This is a genomic window from Pseudomonas sp. C32 (genome assembly GCF_030417915.1).
In the GTDB taxonomy this organism is placed as follows: domain Bacteria; phylum Pseudomonadota; class Gammaproteobacteria; order Pseudomonadales; family Pseudomonadaceae; genus Aquipseudomonas.
Window position 1 is genome coordinate 137,652 of sequence record NZ_JAUHUK010000012.1, and the last position, 23,130, is coordinate 160,781.

The following is a 23,130-nucleotide window of genomic DNA, read 5'->3' on the forward strand; positions in this document are numbered from 1 at the left end:
TCATCGGATCAGCATGGCCTGGGCACCCTTGATGACGCTCGCTTCATCGGCGCGCTGTGGCACCTGCAAGCCACGTTGTACCGCCGGACGTGCCTCCAGGGTCGCCATCCAGCGTTGCAACGCCGTCAGCCCATCCACCGAGACGCCCGACCACTCGTAGCCGCGCACCCATGGAAACGTTGCGATGTCGGCGATGCTGTATTCACCGGCCAGGAACTCAACGGATTGCAGGCGTGTATCGAGCACTTCGTAGAGGCGCCGGGTTTCGTGTTGATAGCGGTCGATGGCGCCCTGGAGTTTTTCCGGGAAATAGCGGAAGAACACATTGGCCTGCCCTTGCATGGGTCCGATTCCGCCCATCTGGAACATCAGCCACTGCAACACCAGCGAGCGCCCCTTGGGGTCAGCGGGCAGCAGTTTGCCGGTCATTTCAGCGAGGTAAATCAGGATCGCGCCGGACTCGAACACGGCGAAATCGCCATTGGCGCGGTCGACAATCGCCGGAATCCGGCCATTGGGGTTGATCTTGAGGAAGTCCGGTGACTTCTGTTCCTTTTTGTCGAAACTCAAGGCATGCACCGAGTAGGGCACGCCGAGTTCCTCGAGCACGATAGAGACCTTGTGGCCATTCGGGGTCGCAGCGGTGTAGAGATCTATCATGGTTGTCTCCCTTTTCAACCCGCCAAGCCTCGACAGTTGCCCGGCGCAAGTCAAGGAATGGCGAAGAACCGATTGAAACAGTCTGCGACAAGATCGGCACCGGACTCGTCATTCAGGTGCAAATGGTGGCCGCCTGGCAGCTGTTCACGGCTAAAGGGTAGACGTTCCAGCAGCTCCGGATGCTTGGCGAGCATGCCGTCGGCAGCAATCACCAGTTTTGCAGGGCAATTGATCCGCTGGACGAAGGCCATTGCCTGTTCTGTTGTAAGACGCAGCGGTGATGGCAGCGTGAGACGATTGTCGGTGCGCCAGGTGTAACCGCCCGGCACCGGCATCAGTCCACGTTGCGCCAACAGCTCGGCGGCTTCGCGACTGACCGCCACCAGCCCTTTCATGCGTGCTTCGATGGCACGGTCGAGCGTGTCGTACACCGGTTTGCGTTTTTCCCGCAGATCCAGTTGCGCTTGCAGGGCCATGCCCATGCGCTCGGCGGCATTGGCGGCATTGTCAGTAGGAGGAATAAGACCGTCGATCAAGGCCAGATGGGTGACGCGATCCGGCAAGGAACCGGCGATGATCAACGACGCGATTGCACCCATCGAGTGCCCCAGCAACGCAAACCGCTTCAGTCCAAGTTGTTCGGCGACTTGCAGTACATCGTGGGCGTAGTCCCACATGGCATAGCCTGCCCCAGCGGGTCGATGCCCGGAATGACCGTGACCGGCCATGTCCAGGGCAATGATGCGCAAGCCTTTGAGCTTGGGCGCCAGGCGGGCAAAGCTGTTGGCGTTGTCCAGCCAGCCGTGCAAGGCAATGACCGGTAAACCGTTTTCAGGGCCGAACAAGTGCGCCGCCAGCTCGATGTGCGGCAGGCTCAGACGGACTTCTTCGACGACATGGCTCATGCGCAATCCTGCTGCTGGCGCCCGCCCCAGCGGTCGAACAGGTCTTTGAGCAGCACGGCGGTGTCCTGCGGTCGTTCGAGGGGGAACATATGGCCGCCGGGCATGGACAGGGACTCACCCAATGGCATCCGCCCGACCGAACTGGCGTGGTGGCGCATCACCACCTTGCTTGTGTGCCCGCGAACCACTGCCAATGGCACTTTCAACTGGCGGGTGCTGCCAGGACTGGTATGCGGCACGCCGCGGTAGATGCTGATTTCCGTCGCCGGATCGAAACGCAGGCGCAGCTTGTCGCCGACCTTATGCAAGCCGTGTTGCAGGTACGCGTCGAAGCATTCCGGGTCGAAGCTGCGAAACAGGTTTTTGCCGGCGAAATAGTGACGGGCGCTTTCCAGGTCGGAAAACTCCTCGCGACGACCCAGCGTACGCCCGGCCGGTGTCAGCCGATCGATGAAACCAAAGCGCTTGGCCGCGCGAATGACCCATTGATCGGTGCGGGTCAGTACCGGCGAATCGAGCATCACCACGCCGCGATACAACTCGGGACAACGCAATGCCGCATGCAAATGCAGGACACCGCCAAAGGAGTGGCCAACGCCCCACACCGGATCCGATTGTTGTTGCAGGTGATGAATCAGCTCATCCACCAGGTTGTACCAGTTGTCGTCCGCCGGGAAACGCGGGTCATGGGCGTGCTGCTCCAGATGCGTCACCTGAAACTCGGGTGCCAGCGCCGCAAACAACTTGCCGTAGGTTCCCGATGGAAAACCATTGGCGTGGGCGAAAAATATCTGTTGCGACATACCTGCAAATCCATGAGCGAGAACAGGCGTTGATTGTCCGCAAGACGGCGTCCTGCAGCAATGACCGTAACTGACAGGAATGATGACAGTCCGGCCATGCGAATACCGATCCCTGTAGGAGCGAGCTGGCTCGCGATGAACTCAAGCGCACCGCGTTTTCCCGGTAACCCGCGTTATCGTTAGCGACCATCGCGAGCGAGCTCGCTCCTACAGAGGAACGCAGGTTTCAACGGGCTGGTGGATTTTCACCCAGCGGTACCACCGCCATCGTCAACCGCGACACACAACTGGCCTTGCCCTCGTCACTGGTCAGACGGATATCCCAAACGTGTGTCGTGCGACCAATGTGGATCGGTTTGGCTACCGCCGTCACCCGCCCGCTTCGCAAGCCGCGCAAGTGGTTGGCATTGATTTCCAGGCCCACGCAGTAGAACTTGCTGGCGTCGATGCACAGATAGCTCGCCATGGAACCGACCGATTCGGCCAGCACCACCGAGGCACCGCCATGCAGCAAGCCGTAAGGCTGGTGAGTGCGGTGGTCGATGACCATGCTCGCCGTCAGCGACTCTTCGTCGAAGGCTTCGAAACGGATGTCCAGCACTTCGCCGATGGTGTTTTTCTGGATTGCGTTCAACTGCTCGATGTTGGGAGTGGTAAGCCACAGACTCATCGCAGATTTTCCTTGTTGGTTTTGTTCGTGGATCAATCCTGCCACAGCACCGCTTCGCTGTGCTCGCTCCATTCTGCAAAGCGTTCGCCATACGCGGCTTCGATCACGTTGCGCTTGATCTTCAGGGTCGGCGTGAGAAAGCCGTTCTCTACCGCCCAACTGTCCTTGACCACCACAAGCCGCCGCAGGCGTTCGTGTTTATCGAGCGCCCCATTGACCTCTTCCAGGAGTTTTTCCAGGCTGGAATGCAAGCCCGCCCGCGCTTCTTGCTGGCCGACGGCCGATAGCACGCACAAGCCCAGCGGCGCACTCAATCCATCCCCGACCACACAGACCTGCTCGATGCGCGAGTGCACCGCCAGCCGGTTTTCAATCGGCGCCGGGGCCACGTATTTGCCCTTGCTGGTCTTGAAGATTTCCTTCAGGCGCCCGGTCAGGCGCAGGTTGCCTTCGGCGTCTTCTTCGCCCTTGTCACCGGTGCGCAGAAAACCGTCCTCGGTGATGGTGTCGGCGGTTTTTTCCGGTTCTTTGAAATACCCGAGCATGGTTGCGCCACTGCGCACCATGACCTCCCCGGTCTCGGCGATCCGCACCTCGACTTCCGGGCACGGCTTGCCGATCCAGCCCGGTTTGTTCTGGCCCGGCAGACCGATATGGGAATAACCGCAGCTTTCGGTCATGCCGTAAACCTCCAGCACATCCAGGCCCAGCTTGCGATACCACAACAGCAAGGTCTGCGGCACGGGTGCAGCACCCGAGAGCGCAACGCGCAAGGCATCCAGCCCGAGCCCGGCGAGGACTTTATGCCCCACCCGTTTACCGATAAATGGCAGACCAAGGAGGAAATCCAGGCGCTTTGCCGGGATCTTGCTGTACACGCCCATCTGGAACTTGGTCCAGATGCGCGGCACGCCAAACAGCGCGGTTGGCCGCGCCCTTTGCAGGTCAGTGAGAAAGGTGTCGAGACTCTCGGCAAAGAACACGGTCTGGCCGGTATAGATCGACGCCAGTTCGACAAACATCCGCTCGGCCACATGGCACAGCGGCAGATAGGACAGCAACCGGTCCGACTCATTGAGGCCGAACAACGAGGTGCCGCGGGTGGTGGCGAATCCCAGATTGCCGAAGCTGTGCATCACGCCTTTGGGCATGCCGGTGGTGCCGGAGGTGTAAATAATGGTGGCGAGTTGATCGGCGGCAGGTTTTGGATCGTCCTGGATCGGCGAGCTACCTTGCAGGTCGGCCCAGCTGAAATCGAATGTGCCAGGCGGATGCAGCGGCAGGCTGATGGTCGGCAGGTCAGGATTGACCCCGCGGGACATGCCGGGCCAATCGTCGAGTTTGCCGATGAAGGCGAGCGCCGCTTCCGAGTGTTCGAGGACCTGGGCAACGGTCTCGGCGGTGAGGTTGGGGTACAACGGCACCGAGACATGCCCGGCCATCCAGATCGCCAGGTCGGCAATGATCCAGTGCGCGCAGTTTTTTGAAATCAGGGCGATGTGGCTGCCTTGCGGAAGCTCTCGCGCTCGCAACCAATGCGCAGCACAACGGGCTTGATGACCGACATCCGCCCAAGTCAGGGTTTCGACCTGGCCGCCTCCGACAGGCTGGACCAAAAAGCGCTGGCGCGGATGACGCGCCTCACGCTCGTAGAAAAGGTCCAGTGGCAAACGAAAAGCAGCAGACATGACTCGCTCCTGTTTTTTTGGTCTGGAGCAAGCGTAGTCAACCAAGCAAGTGCTTGGTTGATTTTTTTACATCAAAAGATCGCAGCCTGCGGCAGCTCCTGCACAAGAATGGCGTACATCCTGTAGGCGCTGCCGCAGGCTGCGATCTTTGCTTTTAGGGGCGCTTGAGACTGTTGAGGCGCATCGACCCGACAAGCAGCTCATTGCTTTCGAGCTCAGCCAGAGCGGCCGTGCTGACCCGCTCCGGCGGATGCCCCGCGCCATGCTGCAGGTAGCTCAACAGATTCCCCACCAGCGGATTGTGGCTGACCAGCAGTACATCGCTCACCGCCACCATTTGCTCGGCGACCTTGTCCGGCTCGGTGTCCGGCGTCAGCCACTCGACGGTGCGGATCTCCGGCTCGAACCCCAAAACCTCGCGCACCAGATGCGCGGTCTCCTGCGCTCGCAGGTACGGGCTGGCATAGATCGCCGTCAGCGGCTTCCCCATCAACTGCTCGGCGCTGCGCAGCACTTCCTCACGACCGTGGTCCGTCAACTCCCGCTCCGAATCGTGGGGGCGGGACCCGTGCGGTACAGCTTCACCATGACGTAATACCCAGAGTTTCATAGCTTGGGTTCCTCATCTCGGGCCGGATGCGGTGCAGGCGCCACGACGTGCGGCGCTTCACCTTCCGGTGTACGCGGCGTCGGCCAGTCGGCGAACGGCCAGGGTTTCTGGTCGCTGTGGAAGCTGCCGAAACGACCGATCTGCGCCAGGAACTGGCTCAGGCTGTCGCCGAAGTTCATCAGGCTGGCGCTCGGGGCGCCATAAAATAAACGATAGATCAACTGCACCAGCACGACGACGCCGAGGATGAACTGCGCCACCTGCCAGACCAGCACAAAGACGATCATCCACAGTACCCGCAGCAGGATGGATTCGTACTTGGCTTCTACTTTTTGATCGTTCATGTCTCGCTCCGTTCCTGTTAAGTAGAGGGCTCAGTTGAAACCGCTGGTGGAAATGAAATCGACGTCGGTTTTCGGTTCGCCGCGCATCAACAGGCCAATCACCTGCTCAAGCGTGCGCCCTTCGAACAAAATCGCGTGCAGCCCGGCGACCAGCGGCATGTACACGCCTACGTCCTGGGCCTTGGCCTTGAGCACCTTGAGGGTGTTCACCCCTTCGGCGACTTCGCCCAGGCGGGTGACTGCTTCTTCCAGGCTCAAACCCTGACCGAGCGCGAAGCCGACCTGATAATTACGGCTCTTGGGCGACGAACAGGTCACGATCAAATCGCCTACACCCGCCAGGCCCAGGAATGTCATCGGGTTGGCGCCCTGGTTCACCGCGAAGCGGGTCATCTCGGCCAGCGCCCGGGTGATCAGCATGCTCTTGGTGTTTTCGCCCATGCCCAACGCCACTGCCATGCCGGCGATGATCGCGTACACATTCTTCAGCGCCCCGCCCAACTCCACGCCAAAACGGTCGGCGCTGGCGTAAACGCGGAAGGTGCGACCGTGCAGCGCGGCCTGAACCTGCTGGCACAGCGCTTCGTCTTCACTGGCAACGACAGTGGCCGTCAGCGCATGCTCGGCGATTTCACGGGCCAGGTTGGGCCCGGACAGCACACCGATCCGTGCTTGTGGTGCGATTTCTTCAAGGATCTCGCTCATCAATTTGAAGGTGTGGGCTTCAATGCCTTTGGTCAGGCTGACGAGCATCTTGCCGCTCAAGCGCTCGGCGTGCGGCACCAGCACCGAACGCAGCGCGCTGGAAGGCAACGCGACGAAACACAGATCGCAGGCGTCCAGTGTCGCCTGTATATCGGTGACAGGCGTCACGGAGGGAAGAATTTTGATGCCCTTGAGGTAACGCGGGTTCTCGCGATTGACCCGAATGGCCTCGGCCTGTTCGGGATCACGCATCCACTGAAGGACCTGATGTCCGTTTTCGGCCAGCAAATTAGCCACGGCGGTACCAAAACTTCCGCCTCCCAGGACCGCAATCGGGCGCTGATCAGTCATATGCAATCCGTTAATCCATACCAGTGGCAATGTCGGCATTATACGGAGCGGCCCGGTCGCGGCCAGTCCCCGTGTCAAATAGCGACACCGGTAGCAAGAAGCCCCATAAATCCGAGGAAAATGCCGGCATCGCGAATGGAAAATTTGCGCGCCTCGGTTAACATGCGCGCCATCAAACGCCAACAGGGATGTGCTGTGTCTCCGGGTTCCCCTTCGCCACACTCGCCACTGGTCCTCGCGCTGATTTTCAGCTCGCCGGTGCTGGGTGACGATTTGTTCCTCGACAGCGAGCCGTTGCCGCAAGTGCTGACGGCCACGCGCCTGAAGCAATCGCCGGCCGCCGTGCCGGGGAGCATGACCGTGATCGACAGCGCGCTGATCACCGCCAGCGGCGCCCGGGACATCAGCGAACTGCTGCGCCTGGTGCCGGGCATGATGGTCGGCAACATCAGCGGCAATCAGGCGGCCGTGAACTACCACGGCACCAATGCCACCGAAGCACGGCGCATGCAAGTGCTGATCGATGGGCGCTCGGTGTATCGCGCCGGTTTGGCCACGGTGGACTGGAGCGATATTCCGGTGGCCATGGAAGACATCGAGCGCATCGAAGTCTTTCGCGGCCCGAACACCGTCAGTTACGGCGCCAATGCCCTGATGGCGGTCGTCAACGTCATCACCCATCGGCCGGCCGACAGCCACGGGACCCGCCTGAAAGTCACCCAAGGCCAGCGCGGCATCAACGATTTTTATGCCAGTCAGGGCATCGGCTGGAAGGACGGTGATCTGCGCCTGTCGCTGTCCGGCCAACAGGACGATGGATTCGACATCGACCGTACCGGCGCCGACTACCACGACAGTCGCAGCCTCAACCGTTTCAACCTCGCCGTGAGCCAGACGCTCAATGAACGGCAGAGTATCGATTGGCAACTGAATGCCAAGGACGGCACCAACCAGCGCCCTTATACCTATCGACCGGTATTCCCGGGAATTATCCGCGCTGGCGACGATTCCGACGTCACGGCCAAGGACTACGCCGGCTCCTTGCGCTGGAACCTGGACATCAATCCTGACCACAGCCTTTACATCCAGGGCACTGCACAACATTGGGATCGCCAGCAAACCTGGCGCGCCTGTGACGCGGAGATTTCATTCAGCCCGCAGTTGACCGAATTGTGGCAACTCAACCCCAATTACACCGAACGCCTGGCCCGCAATATCACGCGTTTCACCGGCCGTGGTGCGCCGCCCGGTTCGCCGGCCGAACAGGCACTGGCCAATCAGGTTCTCGATCAATGGCGCAATGGCGCCAGCCAGACTGTCTGCGGCGACATAGACCAAAGCACCCGCGAATCGCGCTACGACCTCGAAGTGCAAGACACCCTGAGCCTGTCCGATAGCCTGCGACTGGTCAGCGGCCTGAACTATCGTTACGACCGGGCAGAGTCCGAGACCTACTTCAATGGCACCCTCGATGACACGACCTGGCGAGCGTTCAGCCAGTTCGAGTGGCGCGCTACCGAACACTGGCTGATGCAAGGCGGGGCCATGTTCGAAGATTCCCGGCTGATCGGCCGCTCAGTGTCGCCGCGGGTGGCAGTCAATTACCTGATCAACCCGCGACACGGCTTGCGCGCGGTGTACTCCGAGGCCGTCCGTTCGCCGGACATGTTCGAGAACAACATCAACTGGAGTTATCGGGTCGCCAACCTCAAGCCGGGCGCCTTCGGCCAGTCCAGTGCCCGCTACTTCGTCAAGACCCGTGGCCCCGGCGATCTCGATCAGGAGCACATGCGTTCCCGGGAGCTGGGCTACAACGGCTACTTTGCCGAGCAAGGGATCGCGCTGGATGTGAAGCTGTTCTACGACGAAATCTCCGGCATGATCAGCGAGCCGCTGCGCAACAATCAGTTCATCGCCAGCAACTCGAACAAGTCACGTTTTTCGGGGGCCGAGACCCAGCTCGACTGGCGGGTCGGCAGCCTCGATCGACTGCGCCTGACCTATGCCTATATCGACGTCGACGCGAGTAACCCGCTGGACGCCAGACAGACCGCCCGCAACAGCGGCTCCGCCGGTTGGCTGCGGGACTGGGGCCGGGGCTGGAACAGCGCCCTCTTCTACTATGGAGACGACGCGCTCAACGGATACCGCTTTGAACGGATGGATGCACGCATCGCCAAACGCATCAGCCTGGGCAAGGCCAGCCTGGAACTGGCCGGGGTGCTCCAGCAGCGCCTCGACCATCAGCCAACCACCTTCGCTGAAAATCGCTACGATGAGCGTCATGTGATGTATTTCAGCGCGGAGCTGGAGCTCTAGGATGCGGTGTTACCCGGTCTGGAAATCGCCAGTGCTTGGCCGTTTGCTGGCCATGCTATGCCTGCTGTCGGCTGGCCTGCTGAGCAGCCTGACCGGCCATGCGGCGGATATTCTGTTGGCCGGTGCCGAGGACAGCCCTGGCATGCAGGCCTTCACCCAGGCGCTGAGCGAACGACGACCAAACGACACCGTGCGCTTCCAGGCGCTGGCGAAGTTACCGGCGCCGGGCAATCTGCCCGACAACACCCGCCTGATTCTGCTCGACCTGGCCAGCCTCGACTGGCGCCTGCAGGACTCCGCCGGTCCGGCGACACTGGTGCTGCGGATCAGTCGCCTGCAGGCCCGACAACGCCTGAACGACACTCACCCGCCGCGCCTCTGCCTGTTGTGGAGTGATCCGTCACTGGAGCGGCAGTTGCGCCTGATCAAAGTCCTGCTGCCTCAAGTCAAACGCGTGGGTGTGCTCTACGACAATTACAGTGAGTTCCTGCTCAATGACTTGCGTCGGGCGGCGGGTCCACTGGGCCTTGAAGTCGTCACTCAACGCTGGGAAAACACCCACGACAGTCGCCCGCTGCAGGCATTGCTGAAAAACAGCGACGTGCTTCTGGGGCTGGACGACCCCGACCTGTACAACCCACAAACGGTGAAAAACCTCCTGCTGAGCAGTTATGCACGACAGATCGCGTTGATCGGCCCCAACGCAGGGTTCGTCAAGGCCGGGAGCCTGGCCAGCACTTACAGTGATCAGCACGATTGGCTGACCATCCTCGACGAACTGCTCGACCAGCCAACCTCCACCTGGCCACGTACGCATTACCCGAATCGTTTCAAGGTCGCGAGCAATCCGCAGGTGGCTCGCTCGCTGGGCATCGAAGAGATCGACGAGGCGCTCGTCGCCACATTGCTGGCAGAAGGAGAACGCCGCCCATGACCTTCCGTCGTCGCTGGGACATCAACACCCGTACCCAGCTCATCAGCCTTGGCCCTGCCCTGCTGCTGACGTTGTTGTTGATCAGCTTCTTCACCTTCGTGCGCATCCAGGATTTGCGCCAGGAAATCAATCACACCGGTCAATTGATCGCCAACCAACTGGCGCCCGCCACCGAATACGGCGTGATTTCAGGCAACAGCGAAGTGCTCGAAAGCTTGCTCAAGGCGACACTGGCTACACCCAATGTGCGCTTTCTGGAAGTTCAGGACAGCGCCAACCGGGTGCTGGTGTATGTCGAGCAACCCTCTGAACACCACAATCGCCCAAAACAAGTTGAAGTGTTCCAGGCCCCGGTGCGGTTGCAGCGGATCGCTTTGCACAACGATTTTTTCCAGGGCAGCAAAACCGCCGCCAACGTGCCGAAAGAGGACTACCTGGGCCGCGTGATCGTCGGTCTGTCCAACGAGGCATTCAGCCAGCGCCAGCAGGAAATCCTGCTCAAGGCTGCGATTCTGGCGCTGTTCGCCCTGTTGTTTACTTTTGTGTTGGCCCGGCGCCTCGCCAGCAGTCTGTCGCAACCGATCCGCGATATCGGCAACGCGGTAAAGGCCATCCAGGAGGGTGACTACAAGACCCCGTTGCCCATCGTTGATGACACGGAACTGGGGGCGCTGTCACAACACATCAACAACCTCGCCAGCGGTCTCGAACAGGCCAGCCGTGAACAGCATCAAGCGATGGCGCAGTTGATCCAGACCCGCGAAGAAGCGGAAACGGCCAACAACGCCAAGTCTGACTTTCTGGCCATGATGAGCCATGAACTGCGCACGCCGATGAATGGCGTGCTGGGCATGCTGCAGTTGCTGGAAACCACGGAAATGACCGAGGAGCAGGTCGAGTATGCAGCGTTGGCCTCCGAGTCCACCGAACATCTGTTGAAGGTCATCAACGATATTCTCGATTTCTCGCGCATCGAACGCTCGGAACTGGAGCTGGAACACATTCCGTTCAACCTCGCCGACCTGATCGGCAGCTGTGCCCAGTCGTTCCAGCACAGCGCGGCGCAACGTGGCCTCGATCTGCAACTGAAAATCCCCGACGACATGCGTGCATTGCAGGCCAAGGGCGATCCGACGCGCATCCGCCAGATTCTGGTCAATCTGCTCGGCAACGCGCTGAAGTTCACCGAACGAGGCCGCGTCACCATCGAAGCCCAATGGCAGTCGCTGGATCACGAACTGTTGTGGTTTACCTGCACCGTGCGCGACAGCGGCATCGGCATCCCGTCCGAAAGCCTGGAATTGATGTTCAATGCGTTTCAGCAGGCCGACAGTTCTATTTCGCGGCGCTACGGTGGTACAGGCCTGGGCCTGCCGATTGCCCGCACGCTTGCCGAGCGCATGGGCGGTACCTTGCGCGCTCAGAGCCAGGAAGGCCTCGGTTCGGTGTTCACCCTGGAAATCCCCTTGGCCCTGCATCAACAGACACCGGCCTCGCTGGTCCCGCGCGCGCCGGCCCGCGACAGCCATGGCGAAGGCCGCAACGTGCTGCTGGTCGAAGACAACCTGGTCAACCAGACGGTCATCGAAGCCATGTTGCGCAGCCTGGGTTTCAAGGTCAGCGTTGCCGTCGATGGCGCGCAGGCGGTTCGCAGTGCCGAGAGTCTGATTTTCGAAGCGATCCTGATGGATTGCCGGTTGCCGGTCATCGATGGCTATGAAGCCACCCGACAAATCCGCAAGCTGCCCGGTTGCACTGACCTGCCGATCATCGCCCTGACCGCCAATGCCTTGCAGGGTGACCGTGAAGCCTGTTTATCGGCGGGTATGAACGATTATCTGGCCAAGCCGTTCAAACGGAACGATCTTCAACAGATTTTGCAGCGCTGGGTGCAGTAGTACAGGCCTTTCGACCATCTGTGACTGGCGTGAAAGGCGAAAGTGCGGCAGTCTTAGGCACCTCGACTGGCCCGAAATGGGGCTTGAATAAAAATTTCAGTGCACAAGTGTACATTCATGTCCTTGGTGCTGTGACTTTCACCACAACGCAATAGTCTATGAGTAGGCTACCGATTCGAGGCATGAAGGCTTCGATCGGTCGGGAAGATTTGCCCCACCTGCCGCATGGGACTATTGAGGAGCTCGCATGACCAAACAAAACGCCTTTACCCGGGAAGACCTGCTGCGCTGCAGTCGCGGTGAGCTGTTCGGCCCTGGTAACGCGCAACTGCCCGCCCCGAACATGCTGATGGTTGATCGCATCACCCTGATCAGCGAAGAAGGTGGCAAGTACGGCAAAGGTGAATTGGTCGCCGAGCTGGATATCAATCCGGACCTGTGGTTCTTCGCCTGCCACTTCGAAGGCGATCCGGTGATGCCGGGCTGCCTGGGCCTCGACGCCATGTGGCAACTGGTCGGTTTCTTCCTGGGCTGGCAAGGTTTGCCGGGCCGTGGCCGTGCGCTGGGTTCGGGCGAAGTGAAATTCTTTGGTCAGGTCCTGCCGACCGCCAAGAAAGTCACCTATAACATTCATATCAAGCGCGTCCTCAAGGGCAAGCTGAACCTGGCCATCGCCGACGGTTCGGTCACTGTGGACGGTCGCGAAATCTACACCGCCGAAGGCCTCCGGGTCGGCGTCTTCACCTCCACTGACAACTTCTAAGGGTTATTCGCATGCGCCGCGTCGTTATCACTGGTCTGGGCATTGTTTCGTGCCTGGGCAATGACAAAGAGACCGTCTCCGCTAACCTGCGTGCAAGCCGCCCTGGCATCCGGTTCAACCCGGAATATGCCGAAATGGGTCTGCGTAGCCAGGTTTCCGGCTCCATTGACCTCAACCTTGAAGAACTGATCGATCGCAAGATCTATCGCTTCGTCGGCCACGCGGCGGCATACGCCTACCTGGCCATGAAAGACGCCATCACTGACTCCGGCCTGACCGAAGAGCAAGTGTCCAACCCGCGTACTGGCCTGATCGCCGGTTCCGGTGGCGCATCGACCCTGAACCAGATGGAAGCGCTGGACATCCTGCGCGAGAAAGGCGTCAAGCGCGTCGGCCCATACCGCGTAACGCGGACCATGAGCAGCACCGTTTCCGCTTGCCTGGCCACGCCGTTCAAGATCAAGGGCCTGAACTACTCCATCGCTTCTGCCTGCGCCACCAGTGCTCACTGCATCGGTACCGCCATGGAACAGATCCAGATGGGCAAGCAGGACATCGTCTTCGCCGGTGGCGGTGAAGAGGAGCACTGGAGCCAGTCGTTCCTGTTCGACGCGATGGGCGCCCTGTCCAGCAAGCGTAACGACACGCCGGAACAAGCTTCCCGTGCCTACGACGCCGACCGTGATGGTTTCGTCATCGCTGGCGGTGGCGGCATGGTCGTGGTTGAAGAGCTGGAACACGCTCTGGCCCGTGGCGCAAAAATCTACGCGGAAATCGTTGGCTACGGCGCGACCTCCGACGGTTACGACATGGTTGCCCCAAGCGGCGAAGGCGCGATCCGCTGCATGCAGCAGGCGCTCTCCACTGTCGACACCCCGATCGACTACCTGAACACCCACGGCACTTCGACCCCGGTCGGCGACGTCGCGGAAATGAAAGGTGTGCGTGAAGTGTTCGGCGACAAGGCTCCGGCGATCAGCTCCACCAAGAGCCTGTCGGGTCACTCCCTGGGCGCCGCCGGCGTTCACGAAGCGATCTACTGCATGCTGATGATGGAAGGCAACTTCATTGCCGGTTCCGCCAACATCGACGAGCTGGACCCTGAAGTGGCCGACCTGCCGGTGCTGACCAAGACCCGCGAAAACGCCACCATCAACACCGTGATGAGCAACAGCTTCGGTTTCGGTGGCACCAACGCCACGCTGGTACTGAAGCGCTGGGCAGGCAAGTAATTCCCTGCTGCTGAGCCGCACAAAAAAACGCCCCGACTGGTTCGGGGCGTTTTTTTTTACCTGAATAATGTGGCATCGCAAATCGCTTTTCGTAGGAGCCCGGCTTGCCGGCGATGACATCCTTGAAAACGCCATCGCCGGCAAGCCGGGCTCCTACAGGTATGCATTTCAAGTCGGGAATTCATTAACCCGGAGATGAAGCATTTGTCATGAAACCAAACGCCCTGCGACCGAATGTCGCGGATTGCGTGGGCTGCAGCACTGTTGCCGTTTTTGCAAAAAACCGTTACCAAACTCAGTCGTTTACTTAGCAAGCTACCAAACTCTATAACAGAGTCCTGCACATGCCTTGCTGCAGATAACAGAGATTGGAGCTAGCAGATGACTGTAAAAGTAACTGAACGCGACGATTCACATAAATCCCACGAGGGCGTAGCCGCTGGCATCCGGATCTGGGATGTCCATCAACAAGACCTGTTGGTGGGAATGTTCCACTCCGAAACCGATGCGCAGAACTACAAGGCCGAACTGGAAATACTTGAGCAACGGCGCGAGCTGCGCTCCGCGTAATCACAGCATTGAAAACGACAAACCCCGCCATGAGCGGGGTTTGTCGTTACTGCCACCTTTAACGGCTTACCACATCAGATCATCAGGGATCTGATACGCCGCGTACGGATCGTCCTCGGCAGCGACCTCTTCGGTCTGCACATTCAATTGCACAATGCGCTGTGGGTCGCGCTCCTGGATCTTCAGCGCCGCTTCACGCGGAATCACTTCATAACCCCCGGCGTGATGCACGATGGCCAGCGAGCCGCTGCTGAGCTTGTTACGCATCAGGGTGTTGACGCAGAGGCGCTTGACCTTCTTGTCGTCGACGAAGTTGTAGTAATCCTCGGTCGTCAGTTTGGGCAGACGCGAGACTTCGATCAATTGCTTGACCTGCGCGGCGCGGGCCTTGGCCTCGGCCTTCTCCTGCTGCTGGCGATTGAGCTCCTGGTCGCGCTTGACCTTTTCGGCCATGGCTTCCTGGGCGGCACGCTGCTGCGAATCATCCAGCTCAATCTGGCCTTTATGGGCCAGACGCTGCTGCTTCTGTTTGTCTTTGCTGACCTGCTTGGCCTGCTTCTGGTTGACCAGCCCTGCTTTGAGCAACTGGTCGCGAAGGGAAATGCTCATGGTGCTTATTACTCACTTAGGCAACTGCTCAACCGCAGCTGGGCACATTCTTTTCCTGACGTTTGGCTTCGCCCCACAGGGCGTCCAACTCTTCGAGGGTGCAATCTTCCATGGGACGGTGGGTGTCGCGCAATGCCTGTTCGATAAAACGGAAGCGTCGCTCGAATTTGCTGTTGGCGCCACGCAATGCGGTTTCCGGATCGACCTTGAGGTGACGCGCCAGATTGACCACGGAAAACAGCAGGTCGCCGATCTCGTCGGCGACCGCTTGCGGGTCATTCTCGGACATGGCTTCGAGCACTTCGTCGAGTTCTTCGCGCACCTTGTCCAGCACCGGCAAAGCGTCTGGCCAGTCGAAACCGACCTGCCCAGCGCGCTTCTGCAATTTCGCCGCGCGTGACAGCGCTGGCAACGCGCCGGGCACGTCATCGAGCAACGACAGCTGTTCGGGCGCCGATGATTTCTCTGCGCGCTCCTCGGCCTTGATCTCTTCCCAACGCTGCTTGACCTGTTCTTCACTCAGGCGCGGGACATCCAGCGGCGCATACAGATCGCCGGTGGGGAACACGTGAGGATGGCGACGAATCAGCTTGCGGGTGATGCTGTCGACCACGCCATCGAATTCGAAGCGCCCTTCTTCCCGGGCCAACTGGCTGTAATAGACCACCTGAAACAACAAATCGCCCAGTTCACCCTGCAAGTGATCGAAGTCACCGCGCTCAATGGCGTCGGCGACTTCGTAGGCTTCTTCCAGGGTGTGCGGGACGATGCTGGCGTAAGTTTGCTTGATGTCCCACGGGCAACCGAACTGCGGGTCGCGCAGGCGGTTCATGAGGTGAAGCAGGTCTTCAAGGCTATAGGTCATTTATGGCTCACAACAAAACCCTGTAGGAGCTGGCTTGCCAGCGATGGCATCACCTCGATGCTCCAGCGAGACCGAGTTGTCTGCATCGCTGGCAAGCCAGCTCCCACAATGGATCGAAGTCATCTTCAAGGCGTACGGTTACGCCGGGTTTCGATGATGTTCGGCAGCTGGGAAATCCGCCCCAGCAACCTTCCCAACGCGTCCAGCCCCGGAATCTCGATGGTCAGGGACATCAGCGCGGTGTTGTCCTCCTTGTTCGAGCGGGTGTTGACCGCCAGCACGTTGATCCGCTCGTTGAGCAGCACCTGCGAAACGTCACGCAGCAAACCCGAACGGTCGTAGGCGCGAATGACGATGTCCACCGGATAGGTGAGCACCGGCACCGGGCCCCAGCTGACCTGAATGATCCGTTCCGGCTCACGCCCACCCAGTTGCAGCACAGAGGCGCAGTCCTGGCGGTGAATGCTCACGCCACGGCCCTGGGTGATGTAACCGACGATTGCATCGCCCGGCAGCGGCTGGCAGCAGCCGGCCATCTGCGTCATCAGGTTGCCGACGCCCTGGATCTGTATGTCGCCGCGCTTGCCCGGTTTGTAACCGGTGGCTTTGCGCGGAATCAGCTCCAGCTGTTCATTGCCGCGTTCCGGTTCGACCAGTTGTTGCGCCAGGTTGACCAGTTGCGCCAGGCGCAAGTCGCCAGCACCGAGGGCGGCGAACAGGTCTTCAGCGGTTTTCATGTTGGCCTTGTCGGCCAGCTTGTCGAAGTCCACCGCCGGCAGGCCGAGGCGATTGAGTTCACGCTCAAGCAGGGTTTTACCCGCAGCGACGTTCTGATCGCGCGCCTGCAACTTGAACCAGTGAACGATCTTCGCCCGCGCCCGCGACGTTGTGACGTAGCCCAGGTTCGGGTTCAGCCAGTCGCGGCTCGGGGTGCCGTGCTTGCTGGTGATGATCTCGACCTGTTCACCGGTTTGCAGGCTGTAGTTGAGCGGCACGATGCGCCCGTTGATCTTGGCGCCGCGGCAGTTGTGACCGATTTCGGTGTGCACACGATAGGCGAAGTCCAGCGGCGTCGCGCCCTTCGGCAAGTCGATAGCGTGACCGTCCGGAGTGAAGATGTAGACACGGTCGGGTTCGATGTCGACCCGCAACTGCTCCGCCAGGCCACCGATGTCGCCCAGCTCTTCATGCCACTCGAGCACCTGACGCAGCCAGGAGATTTTCTCTTCGTAGTGATTGGACCCGGACTTGACGTCGGTGCCTTTGTATTTCCAGTGTGCGCAAACCCCCAGCTCGGCCTCTTCGTGCATGGCGTGGGTGCGGATCTGCACTTCCAGCACCTTGCCCTCAGGCCCGATCACCGCGGTGTGCAGCGAGCGGTAGCCGTTCTCCTTGGGGTTGGCGATGTAGTCGTCGAACTCTTTCGGGATGTGCCGCCACAGGGTGTGGACGATGCCGAGCGCGGTGTAGCAATCGCGCATTTCCGGCACCAGCACGCGAACGGCTCGCACGTCGTAGATCTGGCTGAACTCCAGACCCTTGCGCTGCATTTTGCGCCAGATCGAATAGATGTGTTTGGCCCGGCCGCTGATGTCGGCATCGACGCCGGTGGCCTGCAATTCGTTTTTCAGCTGGCTCATCACGTCGCTGATAAAGCGCTCGCGATCCAGTCGCCGCTCGTGGAGCAACTTGGCGATCTGCTTGTACTGGTCGGGCTCGAGGTAACGGAAGGACAAGTCCTCCAGTTCCCACTTGATGTGACCGATACCCAGGCGATGGGCCAGCGGCGCGTAGATGTCGAAGACTTCACGGGCCACGCGGTTGCGCTTTTCATCGTCGGCGGTTTTCACCGCACGGATCGCGCACGTGCGTTCGGCCAGTTTGATCAAAGCGACGCGCACGTCGTCGACCATCGCCACCAGCATCTTGCGCAGGTTTTCCACCTGGCCCTGGGTGCCCATCACCATGGACTTGCGTGGGCTCAGGCTGTCACTGATCGCCGCCATGCGTTGCACGCCGTCGATGAGTTTGGCGACCACGGGACCGAAGCGCTGGCTGACGGCCGGCAGCGGGATCTGGTTTTCGCGCACGCCGCGATACAGGATCGCGGCGACCAGCGAATCCTGATCAAGCTTGAGGTCGGCGAGAATCTCGGCGATCTCAAGCCCGGTGCGGAAAGTCGAGTTGCCTTCCGACCACAGATTTTGTGCCGCATTGGCTTGCTGTTCGGCCTCGCGAGCGTACTCGCAGGCCTCCTTCAAGGCTTCGCGATCCAGTGCCTGATCGACACTGACCGCATGATCGAGCCAAGCCTCGAGATTGATACTGCCGTCGGTGTTGATCGGCTGGTGTGCTCTCACCTGTACCATCTTGCTTACCTTCCCTACGACGCAGATTCAATGCGTCAAATCGCTGACCTTCGTTGCCCGTGCGCCCACGTCGGGCTAGTGCGCAGCAGCACGGGCGGGCCAGTCGGACCAGACGAGCATCCTAGCTCGCTTCAAATAACGCCATGGCCTCGACATGTGCCGTCTGAGGAAACATATCGAGAATCCCGGCACGTTTTAACCGGTAGCCCTGCTTGATCAATTCGACCGTGTCGCGCGCCAGCGTTGCCGGGTTGCACGACACATACACCAACCGTTCGGCACCCAGCGACTTGAGCTTGCGCACGACCTCGAAAGCACCGTCACGCGGTGGATCCAAGAGTACCGCACAAAAGCCTTCGGCGGCCCATTCGGCGTCCGTCAAAGGCTGGGATAAATCGGCCTGAAAAAACTTCGCGTTATGCAGATTATTGCTAGCCGCATTCGCCGCTGCCCGATCGACCATCACCTGTACGCCTTCGACCGCCACGACTTCACGAGCGGTCTTGGCCAGCGGCAAGGCAAAGTTGCCCAGACCACAAAACAGATCGAGAACCCGTTCTTGCGCCTTCGGCTTCAACCAGTCCAGTGCCTGAGCCACCATGGCTTCGTTGACCCCGGCGTTGACCTGGATGAAATCCCCCGGACGGTAAGCCAGTTCCAGATCCCATTGTTCCAGACGATAACCCAGCGACTGACCAGCCTCGACCGGTTGCGGCTCGCCGTCGCCATGCAGCCACAATTGGGCTTCATGGAACGCACAGAAATCCTTGAGGATCGCCAGGTCTGCCTCGGACAACGGCGCCATGTGCCGCAGCAACACCGCCAGCGAAGAACCGCAGAACAATTCCACGTGCCCGAGTGCCTGAGGCTTGCTCAAGCGCCGCAACATCTCCGGCAGGCGGGCCATGATCGGTTGCAAGGGCTGTACCAGCACCGGGCATTCATCGATACCGACGATGTCCTGACTGCCGGCGGCGCGGAAACCGACTTCGAGCTTCTTCGCCTTCATGTCCCAGCGTACGGCGACGCGGGCACGACGACGGTAGGCGAATTCAGGGCCGCTCAAAGGCGCTGCCCACTCTTCGGGCTCGACCCCGGCGACTTTCGACAATTGCTCGGCGAGCATGCGCTGTTTCAGGGCAAGTTGTTCTTGATGAGGCAGATGCTGCACGCTGCAACCGCCACAACGGCCGGCATGGGGGCACGGTGCAGGGCGTCGCAGTTCGCTGGCCTTGAACACCCGTTCGGTGCGTGCCTCGACCACTTTGCCGTGGGCACCGAGCACGCGAGCCTCGATTTCTTCACCGGCCAATGCGCCGAGAACGAACCAGGTGCGGCCTTCGAAAAACGCGATACCGCGACCGTCGTTGGCCAGGCGCTCAATGGTCAGGCGCTGCTTTTTGCCGGTCGGGACTTGCGGGGCCTTGCTGCCGCCGGTGGGCTGGAAGCGCAGGCCTCTCTCATGCTTGGCCATCAGTTGGGCGCGTCGAAAATGCCGGTCGACAGGTAACGGTCGCCACGGTCGCAGATGATCGCGACGATCACCGCATTTTCAACTTCTTTGGACAGACGCAACATCGCTGCCACGGCACCGCCCGAGGATACGCCACAGAAAATGCCTTCTTCGCGGGCCAGTCGACGGGTGACGTCTTCGGCCTCGCTTTGCGCCATGTCGACGATCCGGTCCACGCGATCGGCCTGGTAGATCTTCGGCAGGTATTCGTGGGGCCAGCGACGGATGCCCGGAATCGCCGAGCCTTCCATGGGTTGCAGGCCGACGATCTGCACGTTGTCGTTCTGCTCTTTCAAGTAGCGCGAAACGCCCATGATGGTGCCGGTGGTGCCCATGGAGCTGACGAAATGGGTGATGGTGCCCTCGGTCTGACGCCAGATTTCCGGGCCGGTGGTGGTGTAGTGCGCTTCAGGGTTGTCACCGTTGGCGAACTGGTCCAGCACCTTGCCGTGGCCTTCGGCTTCCATTCGCTGGGCGAGGTCGCGAGCGCCTTCCATACCTTCTTCCTGGCTGACCAGAATCAGTTCGGCGCCATACGCGGTCATGGCGGCCTTGCGTTCGGCACTGGAGTTGTCCGGCATGATCAGGATCATCTTGTAACCCTTGATCGCGGCGGCCATGGCCAACGCAATCCCGGTATTACCCGAGGTCGCTTCGATCAGCGTATCGCCGGCGTGGATCTGCCCACGCAACTCGGCGCGGGTAATCATCGACAGCGCCGGACGGTCCTTGACCGAACCCGCCGGGTTGTTCCCTTCGAGCTTGAGCAAAAGGGTATTGCTGGTGGCGCCAGGCAGGCGCTGCAAACGGACCAGCGGAGTGTTGCCGACGCAATCGGCGATGGTTGGGTACTGCAAGGTCATGGCGTATTCGCAATCCAGACTGCGGGGGCGACTATCATACCGGCAAACCTCGCAAGGCCATATCACGCAAAGTACGGTGCTTATGGTTTATGGGAATAAGGCGGGAATGTGTATTGATTTTGAGGGCCTCATCGCGAGCGTGCTCGCTCTCATCACACACTTTGCGGTTGAAACACGGTCACTGTGTGGGCTTGCCCGCGATGACGTCGGCGCTGGCACGATCAACATCCGCAAGCAGACGCATATTCAGGCGCAACCCGGCCCCGGTATTCTGCGCCCACAGCCGCCCGCCCTGACGTCGCACGGCGTTCCGGGCGATGCTCAAGCCCAGGCCGAATCCACCATCGCCGGGACGTGAGCCATCGAGTCGGGTGAACGGCAGGAAGATCCGCTCCAGATCGGTTTCAGCCACACCGCCCCCCTGGTCTTCCAGCCACAAATGCCAGAATTTCCCATCACGCTGCCCGCCAAGCCGGACGACGCCCCCTTCGGGCGAATGGCGAATCGCGTTTCGCAGGATGTTTTCCAGCGCCTGGGCCAGCGTGTTGAGATGACCACGAACCCAGCAGGATGAATCCACCGAGCATTGCAGCTGCGCCGCCGGCCAGCCACTTTCATAGCAGGCGTTTTCCGTGAGCATTTCCCATAACGCCTGGATCTGAATCGATTCGTCAGGTAATCGGGTGCGCTCGGTGTCGAGCCAGGCCAGTTGCAGTGTGTCTTCCACCAGACGCTGCATGCCATCGACTTCGCGACCGATGCGTTCGCGCAATTGCTCCAGGCCTTGCTCGCTTTCACTGGCCACCCGCAGTCGGCTCAACGGCGTGCGCAACTCATGGGACAGATCGCGCAGCAACTGCTGCTGTAACGCAACCGTGGTTTGCAAGCGTTCGGACATGTGATCGAACGCCCTGCCCAGCTCACCGAGTTCATCTGAACGATTGGTGGTCCGGCTCGACAACCGCACATTGAGCTGATCGGCACGCCAGGCGTTGGCCTGGGCACGCAGACTGTTGAGTGGTACTACCAGCAAACGGTACAGGCCGACACACAGCAGCAAGGTGAACAGGCCCGGAATCACGCCGTTGGTGATCACGCGCCACAACACCCGATAACGACCGGGCACGAAGCGCTGGGGCAGTTCGATCACCAGACTGCCGACCGACGGATCGCCGGGAAACGGTACCCGCATCCATGGTCGGCCTTTCTTGTGGATCGGCCAGTCGAGGCCGCGCAGGAAGGTCAGGCGCTCAATCTCCTTGTCGGTCAGCGGATGCTCGCTCAACGACTGCAAATCCCCGCCTACGACCCCGATCCAGCTCGCTTCGCGCTGCTGCATGTCCTGCAACCAGGCATCGACACCCGCGTTCTGGCCCCTCTCCCATGCCTGCTCGGCCTGCGCGGCATAGCGCGTCAACGTGCCCCGAGCCTCATCGGAGAGGAACTGGTTTCGCTGCTCCATGTAGCGGCCCCAGGACCAGCTCAGCCAGATCATCAGCAGACAGAATGCCACCAGCAAACAGGCCAGTTTCCAGAACAGCGAATGCCGGCCCGGCAAATTACATTTCATCGGCTGCGCTCAAGATGTAACCCTTGCCCCAGACCGTGCGCACTTCGCGCTCGGTATAGCCGATCGCCTTGAGCTTGCGGCGGATCTGACTGATGTGCATGTCCAGGCTGCGATCATGGGCGGCATAACCACGTTGTAACACGTGCTGATAAAGGAAGGCTTTGCTCAAGACTTCATCAACGCTGCGGTACAGCGTATCGAGCAATCGGTACTCGCTGCGGGTCAGGCCGGCCGGGCGCTCGCCATAAAAGGCATCGAAATGCTCTTCGTCGAAACGCAGGCTGTCCATCGACGACACAACGGCGACCGGAGCAGGCCGACGGTCGAGGGCCACCCGCCGCAGAATCGCTTCGATGCGCACCCGCAACTCCACCATGCTGAATGGCTTGGGCAGGTAGTCGTCGGCACCGAGTCGAAAGCCGCTGATGCGATCCGCCTCCGCGCCCAGGGCCGACATCAACAACACCGGAGTGGAATGGCTCTGGCGCAGTTGAGTCAACACGGCCAGACCGTCCATGCCCGGCAGCAGAATATCCATCAGCACCACATCGAACGGTTGCTCGCGGGCCATGGTCAGGCCTTCCTGGCCGTTCTTGCACCAGGTCACCTGAAAACCGCTGCGGTCCAGATGCTCGTGAACATAGGCACCGAGAACGAGGTCGTCTTCGATGGACAGGATTCGGGGATGGCTGGCAGCAATGGGAGTCATGACTATCTGCAAATAATTCTCAGTTGAGCGATTATTCAAGATTGCTGCAGCCGGGGCAACCCAAGGTTGGCCCATAACGCCAATCCACCGCACTGGCCGACGAACGACGACATCAATTTTACGAAGATTGCCTGCAAGCAAGTCGCTACACTGCGCACGTGGTGTTTGCCGCACGCAAGT

At 60.4% G+C, this 23,130-nt stretch carries 21 protein-coding genes; 6 read left to right on the forward strand and 15 right to left on the reverse strand.

The genetic code is table 11. The annotated features are described in order from the left end of the window. From QYH43_RS15665 to QYH43_RS15700, 8 genes are all read right to left on the reverse strand, one after another. The gene (locus QYH43_RS15665; protein WP_095056567.1) at positions 1–660 is read right to left on the reverse strand and encodes a glutathione S-transferase N-terminal domain-containing protein; all 660 of its coding nucleotides are present in this window, start codon (positions 658–660) and stop codon (positions 1–3) included. Between the two features lie 50 nt (positions 661–710). After that, positions 711–1,565 (reverse strand): alpha/beta hydrolase, encoded by an 855-nt coding sequence (locus tag QYH43_RS15670; protein ID WP_301157355.1) that lies wholly within the window; start codon positions 1,563–1,565, stop codon positions 711–713. Then, positions 1,562–2,368, reverse strand: a complete 807-nt coding sequence (locus tag QYH43_RS15675; protein ID WP_095056565.1) for an alpha/beta hydrolase — start codon at positions 2,366–2,368, stop codon at positions 1,562–1,564. Before QYH43_RS15675 ends, QYH43_RS15670 begins: the two co-directional genes overlap by 4 nt. A gap of 226 nt (positions 2,369–2,594) precedes the next feature. Further along, a complete protein-coding gene (locus QYH43_RS15680; RefSeq protein ID WP_301157356.1) occupies positions 2,595–3,038 on the reverse strand; it encodes a hotdog fold thioesterase in 444 nt (147 codons plus the stop codon). 32 nt (positions 3,039–3,070) lie between these two features. After that, the gene (locus QYH43_RS15685) at positions 3,071–4,726 is read right to left on the reverse strand and encodes an AMP-binding protein (protein WP_095056563.1); all 1,656 of its coding nucleotides are present in this window, start codon (positions 4,724–4,726) and stop codon (positions 3,071–3,073) included. Positions 4,727–4,880: 154 nt separating this feature from the next. Beyond that, positions 4,881–5,336 carry a phosphohistidine phosphatase SixA gene (gene sixA, locus QYH43_RS15690; protein ID WP_095056562.1) on the reverse strand — a complete coding sequence of 152 codons (456 nt, stop codon included), beginning with the start codon at positions 5,334–5,336 and terminating at the stop codon, positions 4,881–4,883. Continuing rightward, positions 5,333–5,680, reverse strand: coding sequence for a DUF4389 domain-containing protein (locus tag QYH43_RS15695; protein ID WP_095056561.1), 348 nt, complete (start codon positions 5,678–5,680; stop codon positions 5,333–5,335). The genes sixA and QYH43_RS15695 overlap by 4 nt, the downstream gene beginning before the upstream one ends. Before the next feature lie 30 nt (positions 5,681–5,710). After that, on the reverse strand, positions 5,711–6,736 hold the full coding sequence (locus QYH43_RS15700; protein ID WP_095056560.1) for an NAD(P)H-dependent glycerol-3-phosphate dehydrogenase: 1,026 nt from the start codon (positions 6,734–6,736) through the stop codon (positions 5,711–5,713). A 195-nt stretch (positions 6,737–6,931) separates the two neighbouring features. Here QYH43_RS15700 and QYH43_RS15705 point away from each other — a divergent pair, with 195 nt between their 5' ends. The 6 genes from QYH43_RS15705 to QYH43_RS15730 all read left to right on the forward strand — a co-directional run bounded on the left by QYH43_RS15705 (position 6,932) and on the right by QYH43_RS15730 (position 14,452). Further along, complete coding sequence (locus tag QYH43_RS15705; protein ID WP_095056723.1) at positions 6,932–9,055, forward strand: TonB-dependent siderophore receptor; 2,124 nt, start codon at positions 6,932–6,934, stop codon at positions 9,053–9,055. 1 nt (position 9,056) lies between these two features. Next, positions 9,057–9,989 carry an ABC transporter substrate-binding protein gene (locus tag QYH43_RS15710; protein WP_095056559.1) on the forward strand — a complete coding sequence of 311 codons (933 nt, stop codon included), beginning with the start codon at positions 9,057–9,059 and terminating at the stop codon, positions 9,987–9,989. Next, on the forward strand, positions 9,986–11,887 hold the full coding sequence (locus QYH43_RS15715; protein ID WP_095056558.1) for an ATP-binding protein: 1,902 nt from the start codon (positions 9,986–9,988) through the stop codon (positions 11,885–11,887). The genes QYH43_RS15710 and QYH43_RS15715 overlap by 4 nt, the downstream gene beginning before the upstream one ends. A gap of 247 nt (positions 11,888–12,134) precedes the next feature. After that, on the forward strand, positions 12,135–12,650 hold the full coding sequence (gene fabA, locus QYH43_RS15720; RefSeq protein ID WP_003227150.1) for a 3-hydroxyacyl-[acyl-carrier-protein] dehydratase FabA: 516 nt from the start codon (positions 12,135–12,137) through the stop codon (positions 12,648–12,650). Positions 12,651–12,661: 11 nt separating this feature from the next. After that, on the forward strand, positions 12,662–13,882 hold the full coding sequence (fabB, locus tag QYH43_RS15725; RefSeq protein ID WP_095056557.1) for a beta-ketoacyl-ACP synthase I: 1,221 nt from the start codon (positions 12,662–12,664) through the stop codon (positions 13,880–13,882). 381 nt (positions 13,883–14,263) lie between these two features. After that, the gene (locus QYH43_RS15730; RefSeq protein ID WP_095056556.1) at positions 14,264–14,452 is read left to right on the forward strand and encodes a hypothetical protein; all 189 of its coding nucleotides are present in this window, start codon (positions 14,264–14,266) and stop codon (positions 14,450–14,452) included. A gap of 66 nt (positions 14,453–14,518) precedes the next feature. On the opposite strand, the gene QYH43_RS15735 is transcribed toward QYH43_RS15730, so the two are convergent. The 7 genes from QYH43_RS15735 to QYH43_RS15765 all read right to left on the reverse strand — a co-directional run bounded on the left by QYH43_RS15735 (position 14,519) and on the right by QYH43_RS15765 (position 22,950). Then, the gene (locus tag QYH43_RS15735) at positions 14,519–15,061 is read right to left on the reverse strand and encodes a DUF2058 domain-containing protein (RefSeq protein WP_095056555.1); all 543 of its coding nucleotides are present in this window, start codon (positions 15,059–15,061) and stop codon (positions 14,519–14,521) included. A 28-nt stretch (positions 15,062–15,089) separates the two neighbouring features. Then, a complete protein-coding gene (mazG, locus tag QYH43_RS15740) occupies positions 15,090–15,926 on the reverse strand; it encodes a nucleoside triphosphate pyrophosphohydrolase (RefSeq protein WP_095056554.1) in 837 nt (278 codons plus the stop codon). 125 nt (positions 15,927–16,051) lie between these two features. Then, positions 16,052–18,295, reverse strand: coding sequence for a GTP diphosphokinase (gene relA, locus QYH43_RS15745; RefSeq protein WP_095056553.1), 2,244 nt, complete (start codon positions 18,293–18,295; stop codon positions 16,052–16,054). A gap of 121 nt (positions 18,296–18,416) precedes the next feature. Further along, positions 18,417–19,769: a 23S rRNA (uracil(1939)-C(5))-methyltransferase RlmD gene (rlmD, locus tag QYH43_RS15750; RefSeq protein WP_301157357.1), complete on the reverse strand. Its 1,353-nt coding sequence runs from the start codon at positions 19,767–19,769 to the stop codon at positions 18,417–18,419. Beyond that, positions 19,769–20,671 carry a cysteine synthase CysM gene (cysM, locus tag QYH43_RS15755; protein ID WP_095056551.1) on the reverse strand — a complete coding sequence of 301 codons (903 nt, stop codon included), beginning with the start codon at positions 20,669–20,671 and terminating at the stop codon, positions 19,769–19,771. The genes rlmD and cysM overlap by 1 nt, the downstream gene beginning before the upstream one ends. Before the next feature lie 178 nt (positions 20,672–20,849). After that, positions 20,850–22,241: a sensor histidine kinase gene (locus QYH43_RS15760; protein WP_301157358.1), complete on the reverse strand. Its 1,392-nt coding sequence runs from the start codon at positions 22,239–22,241 to the stop codon at positions 20,850–20,852. Further along, the gene (locus QYH43_RS15765; protein ID WP_301157359.1) at positions 22,231–22,950 is read right to left on the reverse strand and encodes a response regulator transcription factor; all 720 of its coding nucleotides are present in this window, start codon (positions 22,948–22,950) and stop codon (positions 22,231–22,233) included. Before QYH43_RS15765 ends, QYH43_RS15760 begins: the two co-directional genes overlap by 11 nt. Between the last annotated feature and the right edge of the window lie 180 nt (positions 22,951–23,130).

Bases quoted from the DNA above. Each gene is read 5' to 3' on its own strand.
- QYH43_RS15665 (WP_095056567.1), bottom strand. From the start codon at position 660: ATGATAGATCTCTACACCGCTGCGACCCCGAATGGCCACAAGGTCTCT.
- QYH43_RS15670 (WP_301157355.1), bottom strand. From the start codon at position 1,565: ATGAGCCATGTCGTCGAAGAAGTCCGTCTGAGCCTGCCGCACATCGAG.
- QYH43_RS15675 (WP_095056565.1), bottom strand. From the start codon at position 2,368: ATGTCGCAACAGATATTTTTCGCCCACGCCAATGGTTTTCCATCGGGA.
- QYH43_RS15680 (WP_301157356.1), bottom strand. From the start codon at position 3,038: ATGAGTCTGTGGCTTACCACTCCCAACATCGAGCAGTTGAACGCAATC.
- QYH43_RS15685 (WP_095056563.1), bottom strand. From the start codon at position 4,726: ATGTCTGCTGCTTTTCGTTTGCCACTGGACCTTTTCTACGAGCGTGAG.
- sixA (WP_095056562.1), bottom strand. From the start codon at position 5,336: ATGAAACTCTGGGTATTACGTCATGGTGAAGCTGTACCGCACGGGTCC.
- QYH43_RS15695 (WP_095056561.1), bottom strand. From the start codon at position 5,680: ATGAACGATCAAAAAGTAGAAGCCAAGTACGAATCCATCCTGCTGCGG.
- QYH43_RS15700 (WP_095056560.1), bottom strand. From the start codon at position 6,736: ATGACTGATCAGCGCCCGATTGCGGTCCTGGGAGGCGGAAGTTTTGGT.
- QYH43_RS15710 (WP_095056559.1), top strand. From the start codon at position 9,057: ATGCGGTGTTACCCGGTCTGGAAATCGCCAGTGCTTGGCCGTTTGCTG.
- QYH43_RS15715 (WP_095056558.1), top strand. From the start codon at position 9,986: ATGACCTTCCGTCGTCGCTGGGACATCAACACCCGTACCCAGCTCATC.
- fabA (WP_003227150.1), top strand. From the start codon at position 12,135: ATGACCAAACAAAACGCCTTTACCCGGGAAGACCTGCTGCGCTGCAGT.
- fabB (WP_095056557.1), top strand. From the start codon at position 12,662: ATGCGCCGCGTCGTTATCACTGGTCTGGGCATTGTTTCGTGCCTGGGC.
- QYH43_RS15730 (WP_095056556.1), top strand. From the start codon at position 14,264: ATGACTGTAAAAGTAACTGAACGCGACGATTCACATAAATCCCACGAG.
- QYH43_RS15735 (WP_095056555.1), bottom strand. From the start codon at position 15,061: ATGAGCATTTCCCTTCGCGACCAGTTGCTCAAAGCAGGGCTGGTCAAC.
- mazG (WP_095056554.1), bottom strand. From the start codon at position 15,926: ATGACCTATAGCCTTGAAGACCTGCTTCACCTCATGAACCGCCTGCGC.
- relA (WP_095056553.1), bottom strand. From the start codon at position 18,295: ATGGTACAGGTGAGAGCACACCAGCCGATCAACACCGACGGCAGTATC.
- rlmD (WP_301157357.1), bottom strand. From the start codon at position 19,769: ATGGCCAAGCATGAGAGAGGCCTGCGCTTCCAGCCCACCGGCGGCAGC.
- cysM (WP_095056551.1), bottom strand. From the start codon at position 20,671: ATGACCTTGCAGTACCCAACCATCGCCGATTGCGTCGGCAACACTCCG.
- QYH43_RS15760 (WP_301157358.1), bottom strand. From the start codon at position 22,241: ATGAAATGTAATTTGCCGGGCCGGCATTCGCTGTTCTGGAAACTGGCC.
- QYH43_RS15765 (WP_301157359.1), bottom strand. From the start codon at position 22,950: ATGACTCCCATTGCTGCCAGCCATCCCCGAATCCTGTCCATCGAAGAC.